16 protein-coding genes are annotated in these 22,302 nt (G+C 41.3%); 14 read left to right on the plus strand and 2 right to left on the minus strand.

The genetic code is table 11. The features are described from left to right. The first annotated feature begins 37 nt into the window (after positions 1-37). Positions 38-1,087, plus strand: a complete 1,050-nt coding sequence (locus ACDD58_RS12520) for a diguanylate cyclase (protein ID WP_370777738.1) — start codon at positions 38-40, stop codon at positions 1,085-1,087. 47 nt (positions 1,088-1,134) lie between these two features. Continuing rightward, positions 1,135-1,803, plus strand: coding sequence for a SulP family inorganic anion transporter (locus tag ACDD58_RS12525; protein ID WP_118209045.1), 669 nt, complete (start codon positions 1,135-1,137; stop codon positions 1,801-1,803). Positions 1,804-2,706: 903 nt separating this feature from the next. Here the strand turns inward: ACDD58_RS12525 and larC are convergent. Further along, complete coding sequence (gene larC, locus ACDD58_RS12530) at positions 2,707-4,050, minus strand: nickel pincer cofactor biosynthesis protein LarC (RefSeq protein ID WP_370777740.1); 1,344 nt, start codon at positions 4,048-4,050, stop codon at positions 2,707-2,709. 108 nt (positions 4,051-4,158) lie between these two features. Beyond that, a complete protein-coding gene (gene larB, locus ACDD58_RS12535) occupies positions 4,159-4,911 on the minus strand; it encodes a nickel pincer cofactor biosynthesis protein LarB (protein WP_117919046.1) in 753 nt (250 codons plus the stop codon). 286 nt (positions 4,912-5,197) lie between these two features. On the opposite strand from larB, the gene ACDD58_RS12540 reads away from it, so the two are divergent. The 12 genes from ACDD58_RS12540 to trpC all read left to right on the plus strand — a co-directional run bounded on the left by ACDD58_RS12540 (position 5,198) and on the right by trpC (position 22,243). Then, the gene (locus ACDD58_RS12540) at positions 5,198-5,767 is read left to right on the plus strand and encodes a TetR/AcrR family transcriptional regulator (RefSeq protein WP_117919048.1); all 570 of its coding nucleotides are present in this window, start codon (positions 5,198-5,200) and stop codon (positions 5,765-5,767) included. A gap of 21 nt (positions 5,768-5,788) precedes the next feature. Further along, positions 5,789-8,227 (plus strand): glycoside hydrolase family 2 TIM barrel-domain containing protein, encoded by a 2,439-nt coding sequence (locus tag ACDD58_RS12545; RefSeq protein ID WP_370777742.1) that lies wholly within the window; start codon positions 5,789-5,791, stop codon positions 8,225-8,227. 54 nt (positions 8,228-8,281) lie between these two features. Then, positions 8,282-9,751, plus strand: coding sequence for a hypothetical protein (locus tag ACDD58_RS12550; RefSeq protein ID WP_370777744.1), 1,470 nt, complete (start codon positions 8,282-8,284; stop codon positions 9,749-9,751). Between the two features lie 117 nt (positions 9,752-9,868). Continuing rightward, a complete protein-coding gene (locus tag ACDD58_RS12555; RefSeq protein ID WP_370777746.1) occupies positions 9,869-11,242 on the plus strand; it encodes a glycoside-pentoside-hexuronide (GPH):cation symporter in 1,374 nt (457 codons plus the stop codon). Further along, positions 11,239-13,653, plus strand: coding sequence for an alpha-galactosidase (locus ACDD58_RS12560; RefSeq protein WP_370777747.1), 2,415 nt, complete (start codon positions 11,239-11,241; stop codon positions 13,651-13,653). Before ACDD58_RS12555 ends, ACDD58_RS12560 begins: the two co-directional genes overlap by 4 nt. Before the next feature lie 1,618 nt (positions 13,654-15,271). Next, entirely contained in the window at positions 15,272-15,877 is a 606-nt protein-coding gene (locus ACDD58_RS12565) for an aldo/keto reductase (protein WP_370777748.1), read from the plus strand. 101 nt (positions 15,878-15,978) lie between these two features. After that, the gene (locus tag ACDD58_RS12570) at positions 15,979-17,361 is read left to right on the plus strand and encodes an AAA family ATPase (protein WP_370777750.1); all 1,383 of its coding nucleotides are present in this window, start codon (positions 15,979-15,981) and stop codon (positions 17,359-17,361) included. After that, a complete protein-coding gene (locus ACDD58_RS12575) occupies positions 17,362-18,087 on the plus strand; it encodes a hypothetical protein (RefSeq protein WP_370777752.1) in 726 nt (241 codons plus the stop codon). Positions 18,088-18,130: 43 nt separating this feature from the next. Continuing rightward, on the plus strand, positions 18,131-18,790 hold the full coding sequence (gene yqeC / locus ACDD58_RS12580; protein WP_370777753.1) for a selenium cofactor biosynthesis protein YqeC: 660 nt from the start codon (positions 18,131-18,133) through the stop codon (positions 18,788-18,790). Between the two features lie 682 nt (positions 18,791-19,472). Further along, on the plus strand, positions 19,473-20,894 hold the full coding sequence (gene trpE, locus ACDD58_RS12585) for an anthranilate synthase component I (protein WP_370777755.1): 1,422 nt from the start codon (positions 19,473-19,475) through the stop codon (positions 20,892-20,894). Beyond that, positions 20,891-21,460: an aminodeoxychorismate/anthranilate synthase component II gene (locus ACDD58_RS12590; protein ID WP_370777757.1), complete on the plus strand. Its 570-nt coding sequence runs from the start codon at positions 20,891-20,893 to the stop codon at positions 21,458-21,460. Before trpE ends, ACDD58_RS12590 begins: the two co-directional genes overlap by 4 nt. A gap of 12 nt (positions 21,461-21,472) precedes the next feature. After that, complete coding sequence (gene trpC / locus ACDD58_RS12595; RefSeq protein WP_117919062.1) at positions 21,473-22,243, plus strand: indole-3-glycerol phosphate synthase TrpC; 771 nt, start codon at positions 21,473-21,475, stop codon at positions 22,241-22,243. Positions 22,244-22,302: the final 59 nt, after the last annotated feature.

A 22,302-nucleotide genomic window follows, 5' to 3' on the forward strand; every position in this document is an offset into this window, starting at 1 on the left:
AAAATAATAATGGGAATTATTTGAAGGTGATAGAGATATGAAAGAAAAGATAGCTAATATATTAAAGACAGTACTTGTACTGTTTCTGGCAGTTTTGGTTATTATTATGATGTTGGAAATACGAAAAATACAGGGAACTGCAAGAGTTATCAATTATGCGGGATTAGTCAGAGGAGCAACACAGCGGGAAGTAAAGCTGGAAATTACCGGAACGTCAGATGATGAAATGATTGCGGATCTTGATGATATTCTGAATGGACTTAAATATGGGAATGGAGGATACAGTCTTGTGAGCCTCCCAGATAGAACATATCAGAACAAGCTGGATGAACAGATATCATATTGGAATAAGTTAAAAGAAGAAATTTTATCAGTAAGGGAAAATGGATATGAAGCAACAGATGTTATTGCTATAAGTGAAACATATTTTAATATGGCAGATGAAACAGTCACATCAGCTGAAATATATTCTGAAAGAGTTGCTGGAACTATCAGAGTGGTTGAGATACTATCAATTTTAGATATTATTATGCTTGTCCTGATAATTATCCAGCAAACAATAGCGGATATTAGAATTAAAAACAAAAATAAAGTTCTGGAGAAAAAAGCTTATGTTGACCTGCAGACGGGACTTCCTAATAAGAGCAAATGTGAGGAAATGCTTCGTAGCTGTGAGTATATAACGGAACCTATGGGATTTGTAATGTTTGACTTGAATAATCTGAAGCTGGCAAATGATACTTATGGACATGCGGTAGGAGATCAGATTATAACTAATTTTGCAAAACTGTTAAGAAATTCCATACCATCGAAGTATTTTGTAGGAAGATATGGTGGAGATGAATTTATAGCTGTTATCACGCAAACAACAAAGAAAGAGATTTTGGCTATTATGGAAGATGTGCATAGTGAAGTAAAGCGTTTCAATGAGAATGTTCATAAGGTAGAAGTCAGTTATGCATATGGATATGCTTTCTCAGAAGATTATTCAGAATGTACTATGAAAACCTTATTTGATAAGGCAGATAAGCATATGTATGAGAATAAAGCGATTGAAAAAGCAAAATTAAAGGTCACTGCTCAATAGTATATTGTAAAAGATTAAAAACCCAAAAGTGAAATTCATAGATAGTAATGAATGATATCATAACAGATTTATTAGCAATCATAGGTGTCGTTTTGAATGGACTGCCACAAGGTCTGTTAGCATTAGCTTATGGTTTTGCATCAGTTCCTACGGCATTAGCATTCTTTGTCGGTGCAATAGGAAATACGGTGACTCAGAGTGTTGCTCCAATATCGTTTCAGGCAGAAACAATCACATATGCAGGTACTGCCGGAAAGAACCGGTCAGAAAGATGCACTATGATTTTTATAGGCGGAGCAGTCATGGCACTTATAGGAGCCTTTGGTTTGCTGACAAAGATTGTAGATTTTATAGGTGAGGATGTTGCATATGGTATGATGGCTGGAGTCGGAATTATTTTGACTAAAGCAGCGATAGATATGATAAAAAGCGATAAAATCTCCGGTGGAGTGTCTCTGGCAGCGGCTTTAATTACATATTTTATTACTAGAAATAATGCACCTCATGCAGTCTGGGCAGGAGTTGCAATGATGGTTATAATCGGAGTGATTCTTTTAACAAAATTATTACCTAAGATTGGGAAATATGTTCCGGCATCGGTGTATCGTAGGCTTGTGAGTGGCATCTTGCGCAAAGCCGGAGTAATTTTTGTTCCGTTGTACGAAAATAAGAAAAGTCTAGGTATGCCTGAATTAGATTTTCTCGGAGTGACGTGACCGGCAACAACGAGTCATCCATGACTCGATGCTGCCTTGTTCTGCCATCCGTGGCAGAACATCACTATGTATAGACAGGCACACCAAGATTTTCTAATTTTCTCCCAAAGTCACAAAATTAGCTTCGGCTTTGCGCAAGATGCCAGCCTCCAGGTTATGAACACCATTTGGGTGGGCGGTTCATCTCAAAACTGGGGGCGTAGGTGTGGATTTTTGATATTCGCACGAATGGAAATATGCTTAAAATCCTAAGGTGTTGTATCATTGATATTCAGCCTAATGACTTCCCAGAATTTCCATCTACTACATTGTATTACATGAATTATTTCGTAAATTGTCAGACCAAATAACACAGAATATTTTTTCAAATGTGTATGGCAATAAACATAGGCATAATGGGATATATTGAGGTTTTCCAGTATTATCAAACCAATAATAATCTATTAAATATAGTTATTTGGAAATCTTTTTTTAATCAGATTCAGACACAAAACACTAAAAATTTACGCCCCCAAGGTTGTAAAATGAGTTCCCACGCGAAGGGTGGTTCACAACCTTGCGGCTGGCAAATCGCATCAAGCCGGGATTGCTTTTGTGACTTTGGGAGAAAATTAGAAACTCTTAGAATGCCTGTTCGTAACATAGTGTTGTGCTGCCATGGACGGCAGCACAAGTCTTAATGTGCCCGGATGGCACATTTAAGACGCACACGTCACTCCGCCACAATATAAATCAGGCATACTTAGACTTTCTTATTTTCGTACAACGGAACAAAACGAGTCCCGGCTTGATGCAATTTGCCAATCGTACCCCCCCAGAACCACCCTACACAGGGAAACTCATATCACCCACAAACCAGCATTTGTTGAGTAGCTTATCTTCCTGAAAAATGAAGAGTCGAATTTATTTTATCATTCGTCGGATCTGATCAAGCGATATCTCATAGTTGTTGTCTGCAGCAATTTTTTTTAAGTCTTCAAATTCAGCTTTTTCTTTTGTAACACCATATCCACAGCTTTTTTTAACCTGCACGTCACCATAAAGGGTATGACGGTTTTCAATTTCAGAAGTAAGTTTGGCACGGTCAAACACCTGATAGCGCACGCCGCGCGTTGTGGTGTGCAAAAAGAATAAAGAGGTCATACGTTCCCGGTTCTTTGGCTCACAGATACAGGTCAGAAGAATACCGGGACGATTTTTTTTCATCTGTATCGGTATCGTGTATACATCTAAGGCACCTGCCTGTAAGAGAAGCTCTGTTGCAAATCCGACAGCCTCACCTGTCATATCATCGAGATTGCAGGAGATGGACAGTACAGAATCATCATAAGATGGCGCCGATTGGGAAGGCGCGGAGGATTCACCGAAAAATACACGTACACAGTTGGCGGCAGGAAAATCTTTTGTTCCCATGCCGTAACCAATCTCTGTTACATTCATAGGCGGCATGGATTCAAACGATGTCACAAAATGCTTTAAAATGGCAGCGCCTGTTGGTGTGCAGAGTTCTCCTGAAATATCTCCACTGTAAAAAGGAATCCCTTTTAAAAGTTCAGCGGTGGCAGGTGCCGGAACCGGGAGTGTGCCGTGGGCACAGTGTACGAATCCACTTCCGACATGAACCGGGGAACAGAAAATAGTTTCCGGGGCAAGCATTGACAGAAGGTATGCACACCCGGTCACATCCACAAGTGCATCTATTGATCCGACTTCATGAAAATGGATCTGATCTAACGTGGAGTGGTGTACCTTTGATTCCGCTTCCCCAATCAGACGGTAGATCGCTGCAACAGAGTCTTTTACCGGTGATGGGAATGGGAGAGTGTGGATCTGATCTAAAATCTGAGTGTAACTGGTGTGTGCGTGATGATGAGGATGTTCATGTGAATGCTGTTGCATATCTTCATTATGAGTGTGTTTATGTAAATGCTGTTGCGTATCTTCATTATGAGCGTGTTCATGAAAATGCTGTTGAACCCCCTCTTTATGGATATCCGCTTGTCCAAGTATATGCTCAGGGAGTACATCATGTGAATGTTCTTCATTTCCATCTACAGTTACTTTCATATGAGTACCACGGATACCACATTTTACCGCAGGTTCCGCAGAAAGCGTCACGCCATAAGTTGTAAAAGCGTGGTTCATGTCAGATAAAAATTTTTCTTTCTGATCGCAGAGTTCGTAAAGTGCGCCCATTAACATATCACCGGCAGCACCCATATTACATTCGATATAAAGTGATTTCATAGATAATACCTGTCCTTTTTATAAAATTCATAGATTGATGCGATTTGCCAGCCTCCAGGTTATGAACACCATTTGAGCGGGCGATTTATTTCATAAATAAACCAGCATTTAAGATGCCTGATGGTTGATCATACTGGCAAGATAACCTGCACCGAAGCCATTGTCAATATTTACGACTGAAACGCCGCTGGCGCAGGAATTAAGCATTGACAAAAGTGCAGAGAGTCCGCCAAAACTTGCACCGTAGCCAACGCTTGTCGGAACACCGATGACAGGACAGTCTGTCAGACCACCGATGACACTCGCAAGTGCGCCTTCCATCCCGGCAACTGCAATGACTGCATTTGCTTTTGATAAAAGTTCCATATTTGAGAGCAGACGGTGCAGACCGGCAACACCGACATCATAAAGGCGGATGACATGATTGCCGAGTACTTCGGCGGTCAGTGCGGCTTCCTCTGCGACCGGGATATCACTTGTACCTCCGGTGGCAACAACGATCGTGCCGTCAGCAGAAAAATGCTCCGTGCGGTTTACGATACCGATCTTTGAGAGTTTATCGTAAAAGAGATCAAACCGCTTGGAGAGATATTCGGCAGATTCAGCAGAAAGCCTTGTGATCAGAATATTTTCTTTGCAGTGGAAGAGCAGGCTGTCTATGATGCCTTCCATCTGTTCCTTTGTTTTGGAGGCACCGTAGATCACTTCCGGTGCTCCCTGTCTGACTTCGCGGTGATGATCTACCTTGGCATAACCAAGATCCTCAAAAGGTGCCAGCTTTAGCTGGTCATAAGCATCAGAAGCAGTAAGTTTTCCTGATTCTAATTGTTCTAATATATGTTTGATATGGTCGTTTTCCATAGTATGAGTTCTCCTTCATTACAATCCACTGCCTATTATACTCACATCCTGCTATATTTGCAAAAACAAAATCTTAACGTGCCTGCATTTTATCGGAAATCCGTTACGGTTCACAGTTTACCTGCGAACTGTAACGGAAATTCCTGTTTTTTGGAAGAAATAGATAAAAAACGGAAACTATTTTTAGTAATTTAGTTTCTTGCGAACACGGAACCGGGATGATACAATATAGGAAACGGAAACAATAAAAATAGTTTCCTTGTACAAAAAAGAAACGGAGACTGTGATGGAATTAAGGGAGAGTATTTTAGAGGGAACGCTAAAGGCGTTTAATCAAAAGGGGTTAAAATTTACCATGGATGATCTGGCAGGAATCCTTGGCATGAGTAAGAAAACAATCTATACCGTATTTCGTGATAAGGAATCACTTTTTCTTGCGATGGTAGATTATTTGTTCGATTCGATCAAGGAGAGCGAGAGAAGTGTGATAGAGAATGAGAGCCTTTCCACTCTTGAGAAAATACGTGCGATCTTAGGCGTTCTGCCTGAGAGTTACAGGGAAGTTGATTTCAGACAGCTTTATCTGCTGCGGGAAAAGTACCCGAATATTTACAAACATGTGGAAGAACGGTTAGAGACAGGATGGGAGACCACTATTTCTCTGTTAGAACAGGGAATGAAAGAGGGTGTGATCAGACCGGTGCAGATTCCGATTGTAAAAATGATGTTAGAAGCAGCATTAGAGCAGTTTTTCCAGAGAGATATTCTGATTTCGAATGGAATTTCCTATCAGGATGGTCTTGATGAAGTAGTTACCATTTTAGTGCAGGGAATTGTTGCAGATGGAAAAATGTGATCAAAGGAAGTGAAAGGGACGATGGAAAAACGCATTTACTGGAATGATGGATGGAAATTTCATGAATCCTATGAAAAGCAGATGAGAGAGAATGCATATCCGGATGATGGATGGGAGAGTGTGAGACTGCCGCATACCTGCAGGGAGACACCATTTCATTATTTTGATGAGAGCAGTTATCAGATGCAGTGTTGTTACAGAAAACACTTCTTCGCACCGGAGGAATGGAAAGATCAGACTGTGATCGTAACGTTTGAAGGAATCGCACATGAGAGTGAGGTGTTTTTAAATGGAGAAAAGATCGGAGAACACCACTGCGGCTACACGGCATTTTCTATCGAACTCAGTGATAAGTTACGGATCGGGGAAGAAAATGTGCTTGCGGTTCGCGTAGATAGCAGAGAAAACCTGAATATCCCACCATTCGGATATGTGATCGATTATATGACTTATGGTGGAATTTACCGTGAAGTTTATGTGGATCTTAAAAATGAAAATTATTTAGCAGATATTTTTCTACACAGCGATATCGAAAAAAGTAAAATACAAAAAAACGGAGAGCAGATAGCAGATACTAAGCTGATCTCTGAAATAAATGTTTTTAGCAGCGGAAAAACCAACCGTCTGAAAGATCTGTTTATCCGGCAGAGCATCAGAGAGCGCGGCACGGAAAACTACAGACTGCTTGGCGAGAGCCCGGCAGCAGCAAAAACGCAGCTTTCCTTTCCGATATCGGACATAAAACTCTGGGATCTGGAAACACCGGTACTCTATGAAGTGAAAACAGAACTTTTGCAAAATGGAAATATTCTGGATGAGAACGTTACGCTGTTTGGATTCAGAACAGCGGTATTTTTAAAGGATGGTTTTTATTTAAACGGCAGGAAAGTAAAGCTGCGTGGTCTGAACCGCCATCAGAGCTATCCGTATGTCGGTTATGCAATGCCGGAATCCATGCAGAAACTGGATGCAGATATATTAAAAAATGAACTGGGAGTCAATGCAGTAAGAACCTCCCATTATCCGCAGAGTCAGTATTTTATGGAGAGGTGTGATGAGATCGGACTTCTTGTATTTACTGAAATACCGGGCTGGCAGCATATTGGGGATGAAAATTGGAAAAAACAGGCGGTAGAAAATGTAAAAGATATGGTGCTGCAGTACCGTAATCATCCGTCTGTGATACTGTGGGGTGTGCGGATCAATGAATCAGGTGATGATGATGCGCTTTACCGGGAGACAAACCGCATGGCACATGAACTGGATCAGACAAGACAAACCGGGGGTGTACGGGCACATAAAAAGAGCAGTCTGTTGGAGGATGTTTACACATACAATGATTTCAGCCACAACGGAACAAACCACGGATGCGAGAAGAAAAGTGCTGTTACGTCTGACAATGACAAACCGTATCTTATCAGCGAATATAACGGACATATGTATCCGACGAAAAGCTATGACTGGGAAGAACACCGTGTGTGGCATGCGATGCGCCATGCAAGTGTGCTGGATGCGGTTGCCGGGGAGGCGGATATCGCAGGAAGTTTTGGATGGTGTATGTTTGATTATAATACACATAAAGATTTTGGCAGTGGCGACCGTATCTGTTATCACGGTGTGATGGATATGTTCCGCAATCCGAAGCTGGCAGCGGCTGTCTATGCATGTCAGCAGGATAAGGAACCTGTGCTGGAACTTAGTTCTTCCATGGATATCGGGGAACATCCTGGATGCAACCGGGGAACAATCTGGATCTTTACAAATGCAGACAGCGTGAGGATGTATAAAAATGACCGTTTTATAAAAGAGTATGACACATCCGGTTCACCATATAAAAATCTTTTGCATGGTCCGATCGCGTTGGATGATTTTATCGGGGATGCCATCGCAGAAGGGGAGCAGTTTAAACCTGCACAGGAAAGGGAAGTAAAGTATATCCTGAATGCGGCAGCACGGTATGGGCTTTCTGATCTGCCGAAAAGAGTATACCTTGCGGCACTGAAACTGATACTCATTTATCATATGAAACCGACCGATGCGGTGGCTTTATATAACCGTTATATCGGCGACTGGGGAGGTACTTCGACGAGCTACCGGTTTGAGGCGCTAAAGGATGGAAAAGTGGTAAAAACGGTGAGAAAAGAACCGGTCACATCCATGCATTTATATGCAAAAGCGGATCATCAGAGCCTGTTTGAAGAACATACTTATGATGCCGCAGAAATCCGTATCCGTGCACTGGATCAGAATAATAATATCGTTAACTTTTATCAAGAGCCGGTTGTGTTATCCGCGGAGGGACCAATCGCAATTATCGGTCCGAAGATCATTTCCTTGCAGGGAGGCATGGGCGGTGCTTATATCAAGACGACAGGAGAAGAGGGCGTTGGTATTTTGAGGGTCAAAGCGGCTCAGATGGATGAACAGACTATTAAATTTGAAATCAAAAAAGGCAGATGACTGCCGGATATAAAAAATAACGACACACTATGAAAAGAAAGGATAGATCGTACCATGACAGAACGATCAAAACAGATTTTTGGAAACAACATTGCACCGGGAGCTTATAAAAAAGCAGTCCGGTCAAAACAGAAATTTATTCGTAAATTCGGAGATGACAGCACAAAAATTTATCCGACCTCGATTCAGGCAAATCCGTATATCGGACCGGAGCTCGGTGTTTCAGATATCCGTGTAGGCGAAGAAGGTACAGCGGATTTTAATACGGAAAAAGGAATCATTGTCGGAAACATCCGTATGGGATTTGGTCATTACCGCATTTCCATGGCGATTGCTTCCGCAGCGCATGCGCTTGGGTATGAGCCATACTGGATGGATTTAAATTCTTATGGTCAGACAACCTGCACAAAGGTGATCAGTGCGCAGAATGATCTTTATTCCATGGGTTCCCGTTTGTCCCAGAAGAGCAGACTTTTTAACCGTCTGGTATGGGAGCCGATGAACTATGAGGGATTCCGTAAACTGACTTATAATGCCGCTGACCAGAAAAATGCGGAACTGATGGCTCCGGTGTATGCAAATATCCCAAAAGATATCCCGGTTGTCGCAACGCATGTATGGCCGGCACAGGCAGCACTTCACGCCGGAATGAAATATGTGGTCAATGCAATTCCTGACAACTGGCAGATGGCACTTCATCTGGCAGAAGGCAGTATCCACACAGTGCAGACACATTATGCATATCAGGGATACCGTATTTTAAACGGCATGCAGGAAAATGATGTGTTAAGTCCGATGCCGGAAGATGCACTTTTTTACACGGGACATTACATCGACCATGAGCTTGTAAGCAATATTGAAACAGACTGTGCTGTAAGAAAAAAGAGAAAAGAAGAAGGAAAGCCGATGCGTTTCCTTTTAACCATCGGCGGTGCAGGTGCACAGAAAGAGATTTTTGCAGAAATCATCCGTTATTTACTGCCACAGATCAAGGAAAAGAAAGCAGCACTTTATGTAAATGTCGGTGATTACCGCAATGTATGGGAAGAACTTTTAAAAGAGATCCCGGAGATGAAACATTATGCGAAGGAACATTTCAATGACTGGGAAGATACGAAAAAGTTTGCAGAGGATGCACTTACGGGTGATGTTATTGGAATCCACGGCTTCTGGCATGAAAATATTTTTGAAGCGGTATACTGCACGAATCTTCTGATGCGAAGCTGCGATGTGCTCGTCACAAAGCCGAGTGAACTTTCATTTTATCCGGTACCAAAACTTTTTATCAAACGTGTTGGCGGTCATGAACAGTGGGGTGCTATCCATTCAGCAGAGATCGGGGATGGCACATTAGAGTGCAGGGATATTCCACACACACTTCAGATGATGAAGCTGTTTTTAGAGGAAAAAACAATGTTCTGTGATATGTGTGACAACATTGTCAAAAATAAAGAAGCAGGAATCTACGATGGGGCGTATAAGGTCGTGGAACTTGCATTTTCGATGAAGCAGAAAAAATTTTAGGAAGGAAAAAAATCCTCTGCTCGCCAGAGGACTCGCATTTTCCTTCGGAAAACAAGGGAGGAAAATCCTCTGCTCGCCAGAGGGCTCGCATTTTTCTCCGAAAAACAAGGAGGATTTATGAAATTAACAGGAAAAGAAAAAGTCTCATACGGACTTGGGGCAGTCGGAAAAGATATGGTTTATATGTTTTCGGCAAGTTATGTTTTATATTATTATCAGGATGTTTTAGGGGTCAGTGCGATCGCGATGGGAATCATTCTTATGGCGGCACGTGTGTTTGATGCCTTTAACGATCCGATTATGGGTGTGGTGGTTGCTAAAACGCGTACAAAATGGGGGAAATTCCGTCCGTGGCTGTTTGTCGGAACACTGACAAATGCAGTGATCTTATATCTGATGTTTTCTGCTCCGCCAAAATTTGATGGAAACGGATTAGTGGCATATGCAGCAGTGACCTATATTTTATGGGGCGTCACATATACCATGATGGACATTCCGTACTGGTCTATGATCCCGGCTTTCACGGAGGGCGGAAAAGAGAGAGAAGGACTTTCCACACTTGCGCGTTCCTGTGCCGGAGTTGGTTCTGCGATCGTGACGATCATTACGATGAAGTGTGTCTATGTCTTAGGACAGGGAAATGAGCGTGTTGGTTTCAAATGGTTTGCACTTGTGCTTGCAGTTTTATTTTTCCTGTTTATCCTGATCACATGCTTAAATATCAAGGAAAAGTCTACTGTGGATGTGGAAGCACCATCGGTTGGTCAGATGTTCCGTTCCCTGCTGCAGAATGACCAGGCAATGACCGTTGTTGTGACGATCGTTCTGATCAACTGTTCGATTTACATTACATCAAATCTTGTTATTTATTTCTTCAAGTATGATTTTGGCGGTGACGGCTGGTACAACGCTTATACATTATTTAATACATTTGGCGGGGCAATGCAGATTCTTGCAATGATGCTGTTTTTCCCGTTACTGCGTAAATTTTTGGGAACGATCCAGGTATTTTATGCAAGTTTTGTGATGGCGATTTTAGGATATGCGGTTCTTCTGATTTTAATGTTTGTCAATATGTCAAACCTGTACTTGCTTTTCCTGCCGGCATTTTTTATCTTTTCCGCAAACGGAATGTTATCTGTACTTACAACAGTATTTCTTGCCAATACGGTCGACTATGGTGAGTGGAAGAATCAAAGAAGAGATGAGAGCGTGATCTTTTCCATGCAGACATTTGTTGTAAAACTTGCTTCCGGTGTAGCTGCTCTTGTTGCATCCATCTGCCTGACTGTCTGCAATTTAAGTCAGAATACGGAAGGGGCGGCAGTTGCAGTGGCAGGAAGCTCTGTTGCAGGGCTGCGTCTGACGATGACAGTATTCCCGATCGCAGGTTTACTTGTTGCAGTATTTTATTTTCATAAGAAATATATTTTAAGTGAGCAGAAAATAGAAGAAATCGCAAAAGAGATCAAGGAGAGGAAAAAAGCATGATCAAAGTTGACAATCAGTTATTTTCCCTGCATACAAGGCACACTTCCTATTTGTTCCGCGTGATGGAAACCGGACATTTAGAGCATTTATATTATGGAAGAAAAATACATTCTGCAATAGATGGACTGACAGAGCAGCATGCATTTGCTCCGGGCAATACCAATATTTATGACAGCAGGCATCCTGAGTTTTCCTTAGAGGATGTCTGTCTGGAGATGTCTTCTTTCGGGAAAGGTGATATCAGGGAACCGTTTGTGGAACTTACGCTTTCAGATGGAAGCATGACATCTGATTTCCTGTTTGAAAAATTTGAGCAGGGAACCGGAAAGGATGAATTTGAGACGCTCCCGGGATCGTATGATGAAACGGGCGAAGTGGAGTGGCTTTGTGTAACACTGCGTGATAAAAACAGCGGCGCTGTATTAGAACTTCATTATTATGTTTATGAGGACTGCGATGTGATCACAAGATGTGCTAAACTGATCAATGAGAGTGAAGATACAGTAAAGTTAAACCGTCTCATGAGTTTACAGCTTGATTTAGAGCCTGCCGACTATATATTTACATCATTTCATGGAGCATGGGCACGTGAGATGGGGCATACAGATGTAAAACTGGTGCCGGGAAAATATGTAAATTCTTCTTATACGGGAACATCGTCAAGCCGTGCGAATCCATTTGTGATGCTTGGAACGGAACATACCACAGAGAACGAGGGAGAATGTTTTGGATTTAACCTGATCTACAGTGGCAACCACTATGAGGCTGCTGAGGTAGGAAGTTTTGGAAAAGTAAGAATTGTATCCGGGATCAATCCGCAGTCTTTCTGCTTTACGCTTGAAGCAGGGGAAAGCTTCGAAGCACCGGAGGCAGTGATGACCTATGCATGGAAAGGCTATAATGTCATGAGCCAGAATATGCACCGGTTCGTGCGGGAGCACATTGTAAGAGGTGTCTGGAAGAAAAAAGAGCGTCCGGTACTCTTAAATAGCTGGGAGGCTGCCTATTTTGACATCAATGAAAGAAAACTGCTCTCACTTACAAAAGCAGGAAAAGAAGCAGGCATTGAGCTGTTTGTCATGGATGACGGCTGGTTTGCAAAACGTGATGATGATACAAAGTCGCTTGGTGACTGGCAGGCAAATTCTAAAAAGCTGCCGGGTGGTTTGAAAGGGATCGCGGATAAGATAAAGGCACTGGGCATGGATTTTGGTATCTGGGTGGAACCGGAAATGGTCAATACAGACAGTGATCTTTACCGCAGTCATCCGGACTGGGTGATTGAAATTCCGGGAAAGGCACATTCGGAAGGAAGAAATCAGAGAATCCTTGATCTGACCAAAAAAGAAGTGCAGGATCATATCATTGAAGAGATGAGCCGTGTTTTTTCCTCCGCAGATATTTCCTATGTAAAATGGGATATGAACCGCACGTTTTCAGATTATTTTTCACAGGGTATCAGCCCGGAGAGACAAGGGGAGACAGCTCACCGCTATGTGATGGGGCTTTACCGCTGTATGAAAGAACTGACGGCAAGATTCCCTGATATTTTATTTGAGGGCTGTGCAGCAGGCGGTAACCGCTTTGATCTCGGTATCTTATGTTATTTTCCACAGATCTGGGCAAGTGATGATACGGATGCACTCTGCCGTGCCGAGATTCAGACTGGTTACAGTTACGGTTACCCAATGTCGGTAGTCAGCGCACATGTCTCAGGCTGCCCGAACCATCAGACACTGCGCACAACGCCGCTTGAGACAAGATTTGCAGTGGCTGCATTCGGTGTGCTTGGATATGAGTGTAATTTTTGCGATCTGAAAAAAGAAGACTTAGAAGCTGTTAAAGCGCAGATAACTCTCTATAAAAAATGGCGCAGCGTACTGCAGCAGGGAACTTTTTACCGTGGCAGAAGTTTTACGGGAAATGGTAGTGCAGATACATTTGGAAAAAACAGCGTGCTATGGAATGATGACGGCAATGTGACGGAATGGACATGCGTCTCGCCGGATCAGTCGAAGGCGGTCGGCTTCGTCATGCAAAAGCTTGTCGTGCCAAACACGCAGTATGGATATTATAAACCACAGGGACTCTGCGAAGAAAAAGAGTATCATTTTTACAACCGTCCCCTGAAATATAATGTCAAAGATTTTGGAGATCTGGTCAATACCGTTTCACCGGTTCATATCAGACAGGATTCCATTGCACACAATCTGGTTGCAAAGTTTGTGAAAATGGATGGAGAGACAGAGAATATCACAGCATACGGAGATACCCTGATGTATGGAGGTGTGAAGCTGAAACCGGCATTTTCCGGCAATGGATATAATGAAAATGTGAGGTATTTTCAGGATTTCGGGGCACGGATGTATTTTATGGAGGCAGTGGATAAAGAAAATATAAAAGCGCAATAGATTTTTGAAAGCGGACTGCAGCATTTATGAGTGCTGCAGTTTTTTGATTCATAGGATTCGGGTGTCAAAAGGTGTTTTTTAATTTTTTGATTGGCAGATTGCACAAAGCCGTGCCTATTTTGTTCCGTTGTCCGAAAATAAGAAAATCTATGTTTACCGGATTTTAAACTTCTTATAAGTGACGTGTACGTCTTAAATGCCCCGTCCATGGGGCATTAAGACTTGTGTTGCCATCCGTGGCAACGCAACACTGTATTATGAACCACCTTTTGACACCCGAATCTTCATAGGAAATTATGTCCTATGAATCAAAAAGCCCTCTGGGCAGGATGCGCATCTCGCGAAGAAGAAGTTAGCTGTAAACAGCCCGATCGAGCGCGAAAGAGTCGCAAGCGACTCTTTGTTATATAAAATGGGGGAATCAGGAATTTACTATTACATTTTAGAAATCAAATGTTGACTTGAAGTGGACTACAGGTATTATAATGTAAATGATAGGAATTGTTCAATAAATGCTGGTTTGTGGTTGACATGCGTCGCCCGTCCAAATGGTGTGTCGCAGGTCTGTGAGTGGCATCTTGCGCAAAGCCGGAGTTAATTTTGGTTCCATTGTACGAAAATAAGAAAAGTCTAAGTGTGTCTGAGTTAGATTTTCTCGGAGTGACGTGACCGGCGTTCAACGAGCCATCCGTGGCTCGTGAAGCCTTGTTCTGCCATCCGTGGCAGAACATCACTGTGTATCTACAGACACACTAAGATTTTCTAATTTTCTCCCAAAGTCACAAAATCAGCTCCGGCTTTGCGCAAGATGCCAATCGTCAGGTTGTGAACACCATTTGGGTGGGCGATTCATTTCAAAATTCGGGGGCGTAGGTGTGGATTTTTGATATTCGCACGAATAAAAATATGCTTAAAATTCTAATGTGCTGTATCATTAATATTTAGCCTGATGACTTTCCAAAATTTTCAGCTGCTGCATTGTATTACATGAAATTTTTCGTAAATTGCCAGATTAATAACGCAGAATATTTTTTCAAATGTGTATGGCAATAAATATGGGCATAGTGGTATATATCGAGGTTTTTGCCAGTGTTGTCAAACAAATAATAAACCATTGAATATAGTTATTTGGAAATCTTTTTTTAATCAGATTCAGACACAAAACACTAAAAATTTACGCACCCCCAAGGTTGTAAAATGAGTTCCCCAACGAAGGGTGGTTCACAGCCTTACGGCTGGCAAATCGCATCAAGCCGGGATTCGTTTTGTGACTTTGGGAGAAAATTAGGCAATCTTAGTCTGCCTGTTCGTAACACAGTGTTGTGCTGCCACGGACGGCAGCACAAGTCTTAATGCCCCTGGACGGGGCGTTTAAGACGCACACGTCACTCCGAGAAACATTAAATCAGGCTGACTTAGACTTGCCTTATTTTCGTACAACGGAACAAAACAGTCCCGGCTTGATGCAATTTGCCACTCAAAGACCTGCAAAACCACCCTTCGCCGGGTAACTCAAGCTAACCACAAACCAGCATTTGTCGGGCAATTCATTTATGATTTTATACAAAAATTCTTTGGGCACACAGAAATATATTTCAATACAGGAGGGATAAGCGAGATGTATTTTGATGAGGTAAAGAAAAATTTTGGATTTGGCTGTATGCGGCTTCCGATGATGGAGAACGGAACAGATGTTGATATTGCAGAAACAACAAAAATGGTAGACTTATTTTTGGAGCAGGGATTTAATTACTTTGATACTGCACATGGGTATCTGGGTGAAAAGAGTGAACTTGCATTAAAAGAATGTCTGACCAGCAGACATAAGGAGGGAGGAAATCTGGTAAATCTGCCGGATGACGCAAAAAAGATCCTGGATGATCTGCATGGAGGCAGTACAGCGAGCTATGCAGTTCGCTTTGCAGCAAGTTTTGAGGGTATCCGCATGGTGCTTTCCGGCATGAGCAATTTAGAACAGATGAACGACAACTTGAGCTATATGAAGGATTTTAAGCCGTTGGATGAGAGGGAGATGGCAGCAGTAAAAGCGGTTGCAGATGTGTTCCATGACTGGAATGCTGATTATTACTATAATCAGGTACATACGGTACATAACGGGAAGGCACCTGCATGTATCCGCTGTGGCAAGTGTGAAAAAGTATGTCCGCAGCATCTTAAGATCCGGGAACTGTTAAAAGAAGTTCCAAAAGAGTTTGAAAAATAGGCATAGAGGATGGAAAGAAAATTTATAATTGTCTAAAATAGGAAGAATGAGTTATAATATTAAAAAAGATTCAATAAAATTAGAAATTTAAGGAGAAAAGGATGCATATTTGGATAGGCGTAGAGAATTTTGCAAAAATTGAACGTGCAAAAATTTGTACAAATAACTACACTGTTTTAGTTGGTCCAAATAATAGTGGAAAGACTTTTCTAATGCAGCTTGTGCAGGGGATAAATAAAAAAATTTCATATATGCTGGACGAAACAATATTTGATTCCTTATTAATGAATAAAGGAGAGGCATATAAGGAATATGTGTTAAATTGTCAAAATGCAGAGAAGTTAACGGAGTATATTAACGCGAAACTGGCATTAGAAAAAGAAAATATTGTCAAAGAAATATTTGGAAAGGAAATTCCTATTGGAAGATTATATATTGATATTTTAATGGAAGAAACAGTATATAATATTGCTTTGATTGATATTGAAAAAGAAGAGTCTGCGGAGCATATAGAGTGGTATGAGAAACTTAATCCTGTGACGGTTGACTTTATTCATAAATTGAATAAGGGAATTGTTTGTATTGTTAGTAAAAAAGATACAGAACAAACAGTATTGAAGCCAATATCCATCAGTGGTTCGATTGTCAAGGATGAAATGAGATTACTAAAAAATTCATTTTGTTCTATTATTGAGCCTGATAGTCTGTTTTTACCTGCATCAAGGACAGGATTATTACTTTTATATAGAGAATTTTTTGCAAACAAAACAGACAGGGAATTGTCATTTACAGTAGAGGAAAATCAGATCGTTGAAAATCAGAAAAATTTTGCAAGCCTGACACAGCCGATATATGAATTTTTGCGTTTTTTACAAACCTATACACAAAAGGATGTAAGAATCAAAAGATTTCAAAAGGAATTAGATTTTTTTGAAGAACATATCATAGAAGGTCGGATAAATGTAGACAAACAGGGAATTTTTTCTTATAGTTCAAAAGATAAAAAAGACAAGGTACCGATGTATTTAGCTTCCTCCATGATTAATGAGGTGGCACCGCTTATTCTGGCAATTACATCACAAAATGCATATGGCAGATTAATTATAGATGAAGTAGAGGCAAGTCTGCATCCACAAAAACAGTTAGAATTAGTACGTTTTTTTAATCGTCTGAATAATAATGGCATGCAGCTTATGATAAGTACGCATAGTGATACGTTTGTATCAAAATTAAATAATTTATACGTTTTATCAGAAATCGCCAAAATAAATGGAGAGGATATAGTACGGCGATTTGGCATGGAAAAAGAGGATCTGGTTTCTCCAGAGAAACTTTTTGTATATGAATTTATAAATCAGCCAAATGGAAAAAGTGTCGCAAAGGAAATAAAGCCGGATAAAAAAACGGGGTATCAGTTTGATTTGTTTACAGAGTCGGCGTTACGTCTTTACGAAGAAGCAGAACAGTTAGGAGAAATGCAATAGATGATAAATCTTAGCTTCCGTTTATATAATCCGTCCAAGGTTATCGAGAAGAATAATTTATACAGAGTGAATGAAACTGAAACTGTGAAATTCATTGAACAGCATCAGAGTGCAAAAGAGATTGTTAACATGGAAATTGTTTTACGGAAAGGGCAGTATGGGATTTATGCAAATGAGTATAGACGACCTGGAACAGAAAAAGAAGGCTGTAAAACAACAGATGTTTTAGCATGTATTATTGATGAAAATAATAAAAAAATAAGGTCTATTGTTTTTGATGTGAAAAGTAATATTTCAGCGTTTAGTGATAATTTAATGAGAGATGAAGCAATGATAACAGCTATAAATGAGGTTCATGATTTTGTAGAGCAGATTCATGCAGAGTTACTGCATAAAAAGTCGTTTCTGATATATTACAAAGATGCTGGATACATAGAACAGGAGCATGTTGGGATTGTGACGAAAAGTTTTGAACCAGAGAAGTTCAGGGCAGTTGCACAGAAGCTTGAGAGATTAATTTCTGAGGAAAAAAAGAATATTTCAACATTGGTTTCATTGAAATTAAAAAATAGTATCAGACCTTATGAACCCGAAATTAAAACACTATATAATTTTGCTGATAAAAAAATTATTATTCATGAAAGAGAATATCCATTGCAAGTATATATTTTACAAAAAGCAAATAGTACAGATTATGAAATAACGATAAAATGGATGATACAGTAGAATATTGTTTAATTGTTATGGACGGTTAGTGGGATAGAAAAGAATGTCTTATATCATATCTTATGTCGGAGCCGGCGGAAAGACCAGCAGCATCTATCAGGATGCTACTGTATTTGCAGGTGAAAGAAAAAAAGTTCTTATCACAACCACAACGCATATGTATATACCAGAAGACATGCCGTTTATTGATGGCAGGACGAAAAGCTGTGAACTGCTGCAGAAGGAAGTCGCTGCGGTGTTTAAGAACAGCAGAATATGTGTGTGTGGTACGATTTTAAGTGATAGTGAAAAAAGGGATACTCATGTGGTTGGAAATGAAGCTGCTATAGAAAAGTACAAAAGAGAACCGGAAAAATTTAAAGCGTTAATCACGGAGCAGCTTACAGCAATATGTAAAGAGGCTGATATTGTTCTGGTCGAGGCAGATGGTGCTGCACATAAAGCTGCGAAAGCACCGGAAGAATGGGAACCGGCAGTGTATGAGGGCAGTGACAGGGTAGTAATAGTCATGGGACTTCATGCCGTAGGGAAAAGGGTGGATGAAGCATGTCACAGGACTGAGTGTGTAAAGAGAGTGTTAGGCTGTGACGGAAGTCATTTGTTGACAGAGGCAGACTTAGATGTGCTGATGGAAGTTTATGAAAAAAAGATCGGACAGCAGTTTCCGGGGATGGAGATCGAGCGAAGATACTGGAAACATTAGAAAAAAGTGTTATCTATCAGAATAAGTTATAAATGGAAGATATTTTATAAAAAAGTTCTTGACACTACCACTTTACCATGCTAAACTTATGACAACTTAGAAAACAAGAAACGTTAAATCATTGAGCAAAGAGAGTACTTCATAGGATATCTCACAGAGAGTCTGCGGTTGGTGGAAGCGGACAGATGGATATGAAAGGAATGGGTTTGCGAGAGCAAAGTGAACAGCGTGCCGGATGGCATGGTCAGTAGCGGATGCCGTGTCCTCACGTTACAGAGGGAAGACATCGGACAGTAAAAGATTGTTCTGTGTCGGATAAGGTCAGACATGATTGGTGGCGGATATTTCCAGTTCCTGGGAGTATCCGTTTTTTAATTCATAAGGATTTATATTCTATAAATTAAAATGTACTTTGGGCGTGATGCGTTTAAGTACAATCGTAAATGTCTGGCGAAGCAGGGTGGCACCGCGTGAGAACGCCCCTGACCGGAAGAAATTCCGGTCAGGGGCGTTTTTTTATGTAATAGGAAATTTGGTTGAAATTCCCTATTACATAAAAAACCCTCCGGGCAGGATGTGCATCTCGAGGAGAAGAAGTTAGCTGTAAACAGCACTGCTCGAGCGCGAAAGAGTCGCAAGCGACTCTTTGTTCCATTAATAACAAATAGCAGGTGATTTAAGAATGGAGAAGGATATGAAAAGAATTTACAGAGTCTACAAAAAAACAGTCAGTATTGTAAATGAGACAGCAACGGGGATGTACCGGAATCTGGTCGGAAAGAAAAAAGGTTTTTTACTGGAAAGTTATGATAAGAATTATGATCGGTATACATTTTTCGGTGTAGAGCCGGAGGAGATCATTTCTTCAAAAGGACAGTCACTTGTGATCACAAAAAAGGACGGTACAAAAGATATCAGAAAGGGAAATCCGCTCGTATTATTAAAAGAATATTATAACAAATTTGAAATCCGCAAGGATAACGAAGAACTGAATTTTTCCGGGGGACTCGTAGGAAGTGTTGGTTATGATTTTGTACGATACAGTGAGGTGCTGCCGGAAGAAAATCCGGATGAGATCGGGATCGAGACAATCCAGCTTATGCTGATGAAAGAATTTATCGTGGTTGATCATGTGGCGGAGACACTTACGGCTGTGATATTAGAATCGGATGATGAAGCAGGAAAAGCAGCAGCGGGAAAAAAGGCAGCAAAACTGATCGAGACAGCTATGCAGGAACAGAAAGAACCGGAAGTACGGTTAGTGCCGGATGGCGTGATCACAAAGAAATCAGATACCTTAGAGGAATACAGCGGGAAGGTTAATAAGATCAAACAGTATATCCGTGATGGACATATTTTCCAGACCGTGTTATCACAGCGCTGGACGATCGAAACAGGACAGGATGGATTTGATCTGTACTGTGAACTTCGTGAATTAAATCCTTCCCCATACCTTTATTATTTTAATTTTGGGGATTTTGAGGTGATCGGAAGCTCGCCGGAGATGCTTGTAAAACAGCAGGGAAAACGTGTATTTACCTGCCCGATCGCCGGAACAAGACCAAGAGGAAAAACAAAAGAAGAGGATGATGCACTGCACAAAGAACTGCTTGCAGATGAAAAAGAACGCGCAGAGCATGTGATGTTAGTCGATCTTGCCCGCAATGATATGGGACGTATTTCCGAATTTGGCACCGTAAAGGTTACAGATTTTATGAGCGTCAAAAATTATTCGCATGTCATGCACATCGTCTCAATGGTGGAGGGACGGAAAAAAGGCAGTTTTCATCCGTTTGATCTGTTAGCATCCTTTCTTCCGGCAGGAACATTAAGCGGGGCGCCAAAGATCCGTGCAATGGAGATCATTGAGGAATTAGAGAGTGTGAGAAGAGGACTTTACGGAGGTGCAACCGGATATGTGGACTTTTCCGGTGATATGGATTTCTGTATCACGATCCGTACAATGATCAAAAAAGGAAAAAATGTTTATTTACAGGCAGGAGCCGGAATCGTTGCAGATTCTGTTCCGGAAAATGAGTACAGAGAGTGTTGCAATAAGGTCATGGCTTTAGCAAAAACGCTTGTGGAGGAGGAAAACTTATGATATTGCTGATCGACAACTATGATTCATTCACATTTAATCTTTATCAATATATTGGAACTTTTACACAGGATATAAAAGTTGTCCGCAATGATAAGATCACGATTGAGGAGATACGAGGGTTACAGCCGGATAAAATCGTTCTTTCTCCGGGACCGAAAAGTCCGAAAGAAGCCGGGATCTGTATGGATGTGGTAAAAGAATTTTACAAAGAAATCCCGATCCTTGGCATCTGTCTCGGACATCAGTGTATCGGGGAGGCATTTGGCGGAACAGTTTCCTATGCGAAAGAGTTATTCCACGGAAAACAGTCAGAGATCATGCACAACGGAACTGGAATTTTTGCAGGAATTACATCGCCGGTTAAAGTGGCAAGATATCACTCCTTAGCAGTGCAGATGGATGATCTGCCGGAGTGCCTTACGGTTACGGCGCAGACAAAAGATGGCGAGATCATGGCAATGCAGCATAAAGAATATCCGGTGATCGGTTTACAGTTCCATCCGGAATCGATTTATACGGAACATGGAAAACGAATGGTGGAAAATTTCATCAATGGAATCAGTTAAGAGGAGGAAGTCATGATACTGGATGTCATCGTAGAGGATAAAAAGAAACGTCTGCCGGAGCACAAAAAGAATATCAGTGAGATAAAAATGCGTGAGCTGGCAGAAATATATGAAGGGAAAAAACACAGTTTCCATGATGCGTTAAGTAAGAGCGGGATCTCCATTATCGGAGAATTTAAAAACGCATCTCCAAGTCTTGGTAAAATAAAAAGTAAGATAAATTTACTGGACCGGATTGATGAATACAATGAATCAGTGGATGCGATTTCCTGTCTGACAGAGGAAGATCATTTTGATGGAAACGTGGATTATCTGAAAAAAATAAGAACGATCACGGAGCTTCCGATTTTAAGAAAAGATTTTATGATCGATCCTTATCAGTTTTATGAGGCAAAGGCAATCGGTGCGGATGCGGTGCTTTTGATCGCAGCGATTCTGGATGATGCACAGATGAAAGATTTTTATCAGCTTTCGAAAGAACTGGAACTGGATGCACTGGTAGAAGTGCATGATGAGGCGGAACTGGAGCGGGCGCTGAAGATGGATGCGGATATCATCGGTGTCAACAACCGGAATTTAAAAGATTTTACGATCAGCCTTGACACGACAGTGCGGCTTTCAAAGCTGGTACCAGAGGATAAAGTGTTAGTGGCAGAGAGCGGCATCTTAGAGGATGCGGATGTAGAGCTTTTAAAGGAGTGTGGTGTGGATGCATTTCTGATCGGCAGGGCGCTGATGGAGGCAGAGCATCCAAAGGAGGTTGCAAAGCGCTGGAAGGCATGAACAATATCCTTGCTGGAAGATACAAATCTGAAGTGGTTTTGAAATGGAGATTAAAATAA

The organism is Roseburia sp., assembly GCF_041325975.1.
Lineage (GTDB): Bacteria > Bacillota > Clostridia > Lachnospirales > Lachnospiraceae > Roseburia > Roseburia rectibacter.